Raw genomic sequence first — 8,301 nt, 5'->3', positions numbered from 1 at the left:
TACCGCAACCGCGATCGAATCCTTGTGAACACCCAGCCCGACGAATGTGGTATACTTCATGGTGCCGGCCTCCTTCGCCTGTAGCTCTGTGCTGGTGGATCTTATCTCCAGTATAACCTACGAACTGCGAATCGGGGGCCGGCCTTTCCATTATGTCTCTTCGATTGACGTTTGCATGGGGAAATCGGTCAAAACGGGTAGAATCCCTCCACACCCCCTCTGCTCATCCTGCTCTGGGTTAGATCCTTATGCGAGTTGAAACGCTCTACCCAAAGCTAAGGCCTCAGTACGACCTTAACTTGATCGATATCCTCATCGAATTTCCTCATGGCCTGCTGAACTTCCCTAAGCGGATACACAGAAGTGATCAACCCTCGTATGTCAATCTGGCCCTCCATAATCGGTCGGAGTAACCTCGGAACTACGCGTTGCCGGAACTCAAACCCGTGATGCATAACCGCAGGGAAAAGGACTTCCAGTGCGTGGTGATGGGCACGATGAAGATTGATCTTAAGGGGCGTCATAGTGTCGGGTAAGGATAGTAATCGCCCTTCATCCCGGGTAACCTGAAGACAGAGATTATAGTACTCCTCGGCCCGTGGATTCCAATAGCCACAGGAATGAACTACCACGTCAGCACCCTTACCACCAGTTTGGTCTAAGATTATCCGGGACGCGTCCTCGTGGGAGCTATTTATGGCTATGTCAGCTCCCCGCTGCAGCGCCAGTTTAAGATGCGCCTCTGAATAGTCGACGGCGATCAGCTTTGCGGCGCCGCGTTTCTTGAGTCCTTCAACTGCCAACAGACCCTGGAAGTTCAGGCCGGCTACTACTACAGTATCACCCAATTGTGGATTGGCTTCGAAAACTCCAAACATACCCACGCAGATAGGTTCGCCTAAACATGCAATTTCCATCGGAAGGCCGTCCGGGACTGGATGTAGATCGCGCACCGGGGCTTTGAAGTAATTCGAAAACGAATTATGAGGCCCAAATAACATCACCTTATCCCCCACACGAAACTCCCTGACCTTTTTACCTATTTCAACGACTGTCCCGCCGCCCTCATGACCGATGTATTTGAAGGAAGGGAGATCGTCAGGCATATACATCCCACGGTAGGCACGTAAGTCCGCATCACAGATGGATGCCTGATAAGTTTCAACTAGGACCTCGTCGTCAGCTAGGTCAAGTTCACGTTCAACAAACTCGATGTTCCCCGGTCGAACCAGCACGCCACAAGTTACCTTCACGTACGTCAACGCCCCTTTCAAATATGCTCCTACGAACTATTGGACTACATGATAAACTTGGGTAGGAACAACACGACTTGAGGAACATAAGTGACAAGCAACAGAACCGCCAACAGAGGAATGAAGTACACAGCGACTGCCCTGACAACCCTCTCTACCGAGATGCCTCCCACCGCACTGACCATATAGAGGGACATACCTACCGGAGGCGTCAGCAGGCCTATCATCAGGTTGAGAACCATTACCACGCCGAAATGGATCGGGTCTACTCCGACGCGTGTGAGGACAGGAACTAGCATTGGCGTTACAACCAGTATTGCAGCAGTGCTCTCCATGAACATCCCAACAATCAACAGGAACACGTTTGCCAATAAGAGTAACGCCCATCGCTCCTTAGAGATACCGAGGAGTAGGTTCGCGACGGCCTGTGGAATGCCCTCCATGGTCAATACCCAAGAGAAGAACGATGCAGCCGCTACGACGAACATGATACTTCCCGTAGTCACAAGCGTATCTCTACAAGCTCGAAAGATTCGCTGAAGATCAAGCTCCCGGTACACGACTGCCCCGATAAGGGTGGCATATACCACTGCTATAGCTGCACCTTCAGTCGGACTAAACCAACCCCCAATGAATCCAGCAATGAGTAAAGCGGGGGTGAGAAGAGCGGGTAGAGCATGAAGAAAAGCCCTCGCTATTTCGCCCAGACTTGTGCAGCGAAGGTCCCGAGGATAGCCATCCCCCTTTGCTAACACAAATACTAGCGCCATCAGTGCAACGGTTAACAAAAGACCTGGCACAACCCCGCCCAAAAGCAAATGGACACCAGAGACCTCAGCTGCTGCACCGTAGATAATTAACGGGATACTCGGAGGGAAGATCGGGCCGATAGTCGCGGAAGCTGCAGTGACCGCGCATGCGACATCACGACTATAACCAGCATCCGTCATGGCCTTGATTTCAACGTTGCCGAGTCCCCCTACATCTGCTAGCGCTGCTCCCGACATGCCGGAGAAGATCAGGCTGGCGACGATATTGACGTACGCAAGGCCACCACGGAAGTGTCCGAGTAGAGTCCTAGCGAATCTGAAAATGCGATCAGTAATACCCGAGGTATTCATCAGATTCCCGGCCAAAACGAACAGGGGCACCGCCAACAACGGAAACGAATTCGCAGCATAACCCATTTTATGTGCGAGCACTTGCATCGGTATTTCCTTGGCAATTACGTAAACAAGTGACGACAACGCCATTCCAACGGCGAGTGGCACACGCAGAACTAGCAATATCAGGAAGATCAGCAGAGTCATTAACCCCATCATGGGAGGCCCCCCCTCTCCGCTGATGAATTAGCTACCGATGATTCTGCCACGGCTTCCCTGGATCGAGACAAGATCATAGCAGACCATAGGAAAGCTACGATGAGGAATGCTCCTCCAATGACTACTGGCATGAAAAAGACAGGGAAAGGCATGCCAGTCGAGGCGGTTTGTGTAGCCCAGAGCTGCGAGATAAGCAGTACCGCACTAGAAAAGAACAATGATGAGAAAACCGCCCCCAGTACTGCAACTCCCAGCCGCAGCTGTCGCAAGGCGCCTTTGGGCAAGAAAGCGGTAAAGAAATCGACCTGAATATGGGCGTCCCAGCACGTTGCCACAGCAGCACCAACGAATACTAGCCAAATGTGTGAATACCTTGCAAGTTCCTCCGCCCACGAGAGTGATATAGAGAACACAAGTCTAGCAACCACTTGAACAACAAGGAGCGTTTCGATGCTGAGTAGCGCTAAGACGCCTATCAATTCGAGCGCCCTAATGAACCGTTGTCTCATCATCTTATCCCCTCAATTCATTGTGAATCCACCGTCGATGGTGATAACCGTCCCATTGATATAGCTCGCTGCGTCTGAGGCAAGAAAAGCTATGATCTTCCCCAGGTCAGTAGGGTTCCCTGGTCGTTTAAGAGGAATGCTTTCGATAATCCTCTGATAATCAGTAGGCCCCAAGTCATGATGCATAGGCGTCTGGTGGTAGCCAGGGGCTAGGGCAACGGCAGTAATATTATACTTCGCAAACTCGCGCGCAAGAGCCTTTGTCAACCCAATGACACCGGCTTTAGCTGTAGCGTAGCCGCTGGTACCCCTCAACCCGCCCCCGCGTAACGCAGCAGTAGATGATATGTTGATTATCCGTCCGCACTTTTGGCGAACCATGTATCCTATTACGGCTTTGCAGCACAGGAAAACGCTCTTGAGGTTCACCCGAATTTGGGTGTCCCACTCTTCCTCCGACATCTCCAAAAACCCTGTAGTTAATCCTCTGCCGCCGCCAGCATTGTTAATCAAGATATCAACACGGCCAAAATCACGGTCAATAATCTCACGAAGCCTCTGAGTTGTATCCGATACCGAGACGTCTCCGGACCACACAACCACCTTGCAACCTAGACCGGCCAATTCTCGTGAGGTCTCGTTCGCTGCTTCCGTATCAATGTCATTTATGATTAAGCAGGCTCCTGACTTTGCAAGGTTTAGGGCAGCTTCCTTGCCAATGCCTCTTCCTGCTCCTGTAACAATAGCCACCTTGCCGCTTAGCATGTTCTAATCCACCCATTTCTTCCCTCAGAAATTCAACTTAGATTGCACCTGGGGTTGACATTGTCAAACCCCAGGTGCTTCCGTCACTATTTGCCCATTTTCGCGATCTGACTCCAGTACTTGTTCCACTGACTACCAAAACGCCGCTCTACCGCGTCCTTGACGCGCTTCTTTATTTCATCAAGCCTTAGACCGCTTTTCTCGTCGATTACCGTCATCCCCGCCTGTCGCAACTTGTCTACTAACTCGGCTTCTACCGTAAGGTTCCATTCCAATGCGGTCGCAGCGGTTTCGCGAGCGGCTTCAAGAATTAGACTCTGTAGTTCCGGAGATAGTCTCTGCCAACTCCGTTCGTTAATGATGACCCCATCAGCACCAATAATGTGTCCAGTCATGATTAGGTATTTCTGGGTTTCGTAGAATTTCTGGGCCCAAATGATGTCAAGTGGGTTTTCTTGCCCCGAAACGATCCCGGTGGCAAGGGCCGACGGAAGCTCCGCAAAATCAATTGGTGTAGCAATGGCACCCATACCTTCGACTGTGGCGGTGTAAATTGGAAACGGAATTGAACGGATCTTGACGCCCTTCAGGTCAGCCGTAGAATAGACGGGCCGATTCGCGGTGAGGTGACGTGTGCCGAGATAAAAGCTGTAAAGGACCCGCACCCCAGCCCGTGCAATGAGCTTCTCGTTGAACTGCTTCATCAGGGGAGAATCGGGTGCCACTGTCTTCATAAGGTGCTCCGGACTATCAAACAGGTACGGTGTGTCGAAAACTGCAAAGTCTTCATACAGGGTAGATATACCGGCATACGTATTGTGGCTGATGTCGATGGAACCTATTTTTGTAGCCTCAACTAACTCGCTTAGTGTTCCTAATTGCGACGCTGGATATACCTGAATACGTATTCGGTTCCCAGTCTTTTCTGCAACAAGCTTTGCAAACAAATCTGCTTGCCTGCCTGCTATGCTCGCAGGTGCGTTGGGATGGCCATACTTTAACACAATAGTAGCGTCTGCAACTATCGTTTCGCCCAAGCAGAGAACCAATGCCAATGCAATCAACAGTCCAGCTGTCCACCTTCCTAACATTTTAGTAACACCCCCTCAAATCTTTTAGTCTTATCGGTCGCCACCTATCTTTGCCCGCCGAGGAAAACATAATCCGATCCGGAGACATCCCTCCTTTCCTGCACTATTGTTCATAATTCACAGTGAAATGTCTCTCTACGCAGTAGAAATGTTCGCTAACCTCCCTGGCTGCCGCAGCCCCATCACGTTTCTTAATCTGTTCGAGAATTCGCGAGTGACTCTCAGCCAATAGGTTTAGGGCGTTAGGTAGGTTCTTAATGGCTAAGAGTCGTTTCTCCATGCTGCCCTTTACAGCTTCGCTAAACGCTTGAAACAGAAGCTCTAACACACAATTATGAGAAGCTCTAACCACTGCCCTATGGAATTCGAAATCATCGCATGCACCAGCATCAGACCGTGCTGCAGCAGTTTTCATACGTTCAACTATAGTTTCTATGTAAGCTAGGTCTTCTAGCGTTGCATGCTTAGCGGAAAGCATAGCAGCACAAGTGTCAAGGGACTCACGCACAGCCATTATCTCAGCCAAGGACGCTTGATGCATGGCCAGCATTAGTCCAAAAAACTCTGCCAAGGGGCTGAAATCAAGTTGTGTCACAAAAGCCCCACGCCCAGGTATAATGTTGAGAACACCCAGAAATTCGAGAGTTCTCAATGCTTCTCGAACTGAGGATCGGCTTACGTTGAGACGTGTTGCTAATTCTCTTTCAGAAACCAGCTGTTGTCCGGGAGTCAGCTTCCCCTGCCGCAAAAGATCTTTTAGGGTCTCCACAATCTTCTCGAAGACTCGTTTTCTATCAGGTGCTACCCAACTTTCCTGTGTTAACGGATTAGTATTCATTGTTCAGCTCCATGAGGCTCATTTGTGTGGTACGTCCGCGGTAGGTCCCCGGTCCGACCACGGTCCTACTGTTATTTTCTCCGTTCGTAAGCAATTCCCTTCAAGGGGACCAGAATTTTTCGTTGCGGGGCGGAATAAATGATCGGGAATGCGGGAGATTTAGTCGAATTGAATAATCAGGATGATGGAGGCTGATAATGATCATTGTGAAGAGCGACCTTCGCAATAATCTCCTTTTTGGGAAAACACGGAAGGAGGACGTTAGCCCGTCTCGCTCGCGCAGCGGACCTACACCTTCCCTCGTGCTCTGTCCGTGGCTGTCGTCCACACCTTCGGACAAAGCATCCATGAGTATTATCGGCTGGGGGAGGCAATGTATTCCCGGAGCTATGCGGCTGCCCCCGGGATGGGTGTGGGTACCCCGAGGGGCTGCGCAGGCTCGGGTTCTATGAGGGAAACGCACTTGCTGTTACGGCAAGCTACTGCATTGTAATAGCCCAGTATCTCTGCCCCGTCTGCAGCAGGACGGTAGCGGCGCTTCCGACGTTTCTTGTGTCGAGGTTTCAATACTCCCTCGCGTGCACCGTACTTTCAGTCTTTGTAAGGGCGTCGAGGCGCATATCGATGACCGCTGCAGCCTGCATCATGGGTGCCAAGGCCAGGTGGGCGGAGATCACCGAGCGCCACATAAGCTTCTGGGACGAGAGGTTCGACTCCCAGGCGCTCCTGGTATCCCCGGTTTTTCTTCTATACGGCCATGAGCTTCCGCCAGCGACGGGTACGAGGTTTTGCGAATACCTCGTGGCGACGATGCTCCAGGAACACCCGCCACCCAGGTTAAACCTCGACTTTTCCCATTCCACAGGCGTACTTTCCGACAGTTGAGTGCGTCAATTGGCTCCATGTGAGGGTGAGTGAGGGGTGCGAAAGCGAGGTACTAATGTAGTCGCCTGCCTGTAGAAAGGCTGAGCAGCCGGTTTAGGCGAACAAGCCAAAATGCCGGGGAGCCGCTAACCAGTTGTTATGCGCTGTGTGACTACTGTACTGCCTACCGCAATGCTAGAAACCCCTCATGATCAGGTCAGGGATTCCGCAAGGCGTGAAGCGTAACAGGGTGGTAAAGCGAGGGTGAGGCCGCAAGGAACAAATTGGAAGGTGGGCTTCGATTTTCGAAAATGATGTCATGACAATACGCCTAGTCCGAGAAGAGCGACAAGGTATCACTTTGTATCCGAGGCTGAGCACGGGAAGGGATCATTTACCATCCTGGTCTGCAAGAAGAATCCCCGCGCCTCATGTTGAATTTACTCGACAGCCAAAACCACAGAAAGGCGCAGGGAAACATGAACAGGATAAAGCAGCTATAGGATTATGCAAGCAAGGTATATGGTCTAGACTGCTTCCTTCGTACGTACCGGCATTCGAGGGTAAACCCGCAGATTCCTTCCTTGGTTATTATATCACTTCTTCTGGTCGGGATCGCGGGGGGCGTCGGCGCCGGTGCAATCTGACGTTGATGTAGGCGGGATTTCCGGTTGAAAGTGGCATGTCTCCGGTGGGCCCTCTCGGGGGGAGGGTGGCCGGGGGCTTTGTTTTTCCCGGGTGGGACCAGGATAGCTGCGAGCAGCGTGGAATAGGGGGAGAAAGCAAAAAGGGAGCGAGAAGGCCCAGATCTGACATGCAACTCCTTTTCGCTCATACAGCGGCCGTACCGCCCTCAGGATCGTGGCAAGATAGAACGTTTTTTCTTGACGGTTCAGAGAAGCTTCCTGCCGGAACTCGAGGTCGTATCAAGGTCGCAAGTCGTGGATATCGCAAAAGCGAATGATCTCTTCCGTGCATGGCTCAAGAACCAGTACAACAACAAGCGGCATTCCGCCACGAAGCAGGCGCCGTCGGTGAGATTCGATGCCGACGACTATCCGATTCGCCGCGCTGACCTTGGGGAACTATACGAGGCATTTCTCCTGGAGGAGACAAGAAAGGTAGACAAGACCGGCCTTTTCTCCCTGGGAGGCCAAACCTACAAGACATGCCCTGAGCTTGCCGGAAGGACTGTAACCGTGAGGTTTGACCCCTACGATGCCTCGGATGTCCGGGTCTTCTTCGAGGGCAAGAGCTATGGCCAGGCAAGGCCTCTTCACGAGCCACGGCATCATGCTGGCCCAAGACCATCATCGGGTGGGCCGCAGGAGCCGACCGGTCTCAACCTGCTCGAGGCTGCCCTGAAAGAAGGCATGTCCTATAAACACCTGGTCGGAGGTGAGTAGAAATGGACCTCGCATACTTCGGCTTTCACCGCTATCCCTTCGAGCGCAACATCCCCGCAGGCGAGCTCTTCCCCTTTGCCAGCTTCCAGGAGGCGATCGCTCGCCTTAGGTATTTCATCGAAAAGCATGCCATCTCGGTCCTCACGGGGGAGGTCGGCTGTGGGAAAACCACGGTGCTGCGCTCTCTTGCCGCCTCCCTTCCAGACTCGAGGTACAAGCTCATCTACGTGTCAGACCGGAACGTAACCGAGCG

Annotated in this window: 10 protein-coding genes; 2 read left to right on the top strand and 8 right to left on the bottom strand. The window is 52.0% G+C overall.

Annotation, left to right across the window (positions count from 1 at the left end; all coding sequences use genetic code 11):
* The 8 genes from HPY90_RS13955 to HPY90_RS13920 form a co-directional block, all read right to left on the bottom strand.
* On the bottom strand, positions 1–214 hold a 214-nt coding region (locus HPY90_RS13955), incomplete at its 3' end, for a hypothetical protein (RefSeq protein ID WP_287195382.1).
* Positions 215–275: 61 nt separating this feature from the next.
* Positions 276–1,253, bottom strand: coding sequence for a zinc-dependent alcohol dehydrogenase (locus tag HPY90_RS13950; RefSeq protein ID WP_287195380.1), 978 nt, complete (start codon positions 1,251–1,253; stop codon positions 276–278).
* Between the two features lie 44 nt (positions 1,254–1,297).
* Positions 1,298–2,575, bottom strand: coding sequence for a TRAP transporter large permease (locus HPY90_RS13945; protein WP_287195378.1), 1,278 nt, complete (start codon positions 2,573–2,575; stop codon positions 1,298–1,300).
* Positions 2,572–3,084: a TRAP transporter small permease gene (locus HPY90_RS16235; protein ID WP_353733679.1), complete on the bottom strand. Its 513-nt coding sequence runs from the start codon at positions 3,082–3,084 to the stop codon at positions 2,572–2,574. The genes HPY90_RS13945 and HPY90_RS16235 overlap by 4 nt, the downstream gene beginning before the upstream one ends.
* Positions 3,085–3,096: 12 nt before the next feature.
* Positions 3,097–3,849, bottom strand: coding sequence for an SDR family NAD(P)-dependent oxidoreductase (locus HPY90_RS13935; RefSeq protein WP_287195374.1), 753 nt, complete (start codon positions 3,847–3,849; stop codon positions 3,097–3,099).
* A gap of 86 nt (positions 3,850–3,935) precedes the next feature.
* Entirely contained in the window at positions 3,936–4,940 is a 1,005-nt protein-coding gene (locus tag HPY90_RS13930; protein ID WP_287195372.1) for a TRAP transporter substrate-binding protein, read from the bottom strand.
* Between the two features lie 103 nt (positions 4,941–5,043).
* On the bottom strand, positions 5,044–5,778 hold the full coding sequence (locus HPY90_RS13925; RefSeq protein ID WP_287195370.1) for a FadR/GntR family transcriptional regulator: 735 nt from the start codon (positions 5,776–5,778) through the stop codon (positions 5,044–5,046).
* Positions 5,779–6,341: 563 nt separating this feature from the next.
* Positions 6,342–6,641, bottom strand: coding sequence for a hypothetical protein (locus HPY90_RS13920; RefSeq protein WP_287195368.1), 300 nt, complete (start codon positions 6,639–6,641; stop codon positions 6,342–6,344).
* 1,035 nt (positions 6,642–7,676) lie between these two features.
* On the opposite strand from HPY90_RS13920, the gene HPY90_RS13915 reads away from it, so the two are divergent.
* On the top strand, positions 7,677–8,048 hold the full coding sequence (locus tag HPY90_RS13915) for a Mu transposase C-terminal domain-containing protein (protein ID WP_287195366.1): 372 nt from the start codon (positions 7,677–7,679) through the stop codon (positions 8,046–8,048).
* A gap of 2 nt (positions 8,049–8,050) precedes the next feature.
* A partial coding sequence (locus HPY90_RS13910) for an AAA family ATPase (RefSeq protein ID WP_353733678.1) occupies positions 8,051–8,301 on the top strand: 251 nt, incomplete at its 3' end.

This window comes from Syntrophothermus sp., from assembly GCF_013314835.1.
GTDB lineage: Bacteria > Bacillota > Syntrophomonadia > Syntrophomonadales > Syntrophothermaceae > Syntrophothermus > Syntrophothermus lipocalidus.
The sequence above is the reverse complement of the archived record's forward strand: the minus strand, read 5'-3'. Positions and strand labels throughout refer to the sequence as shown.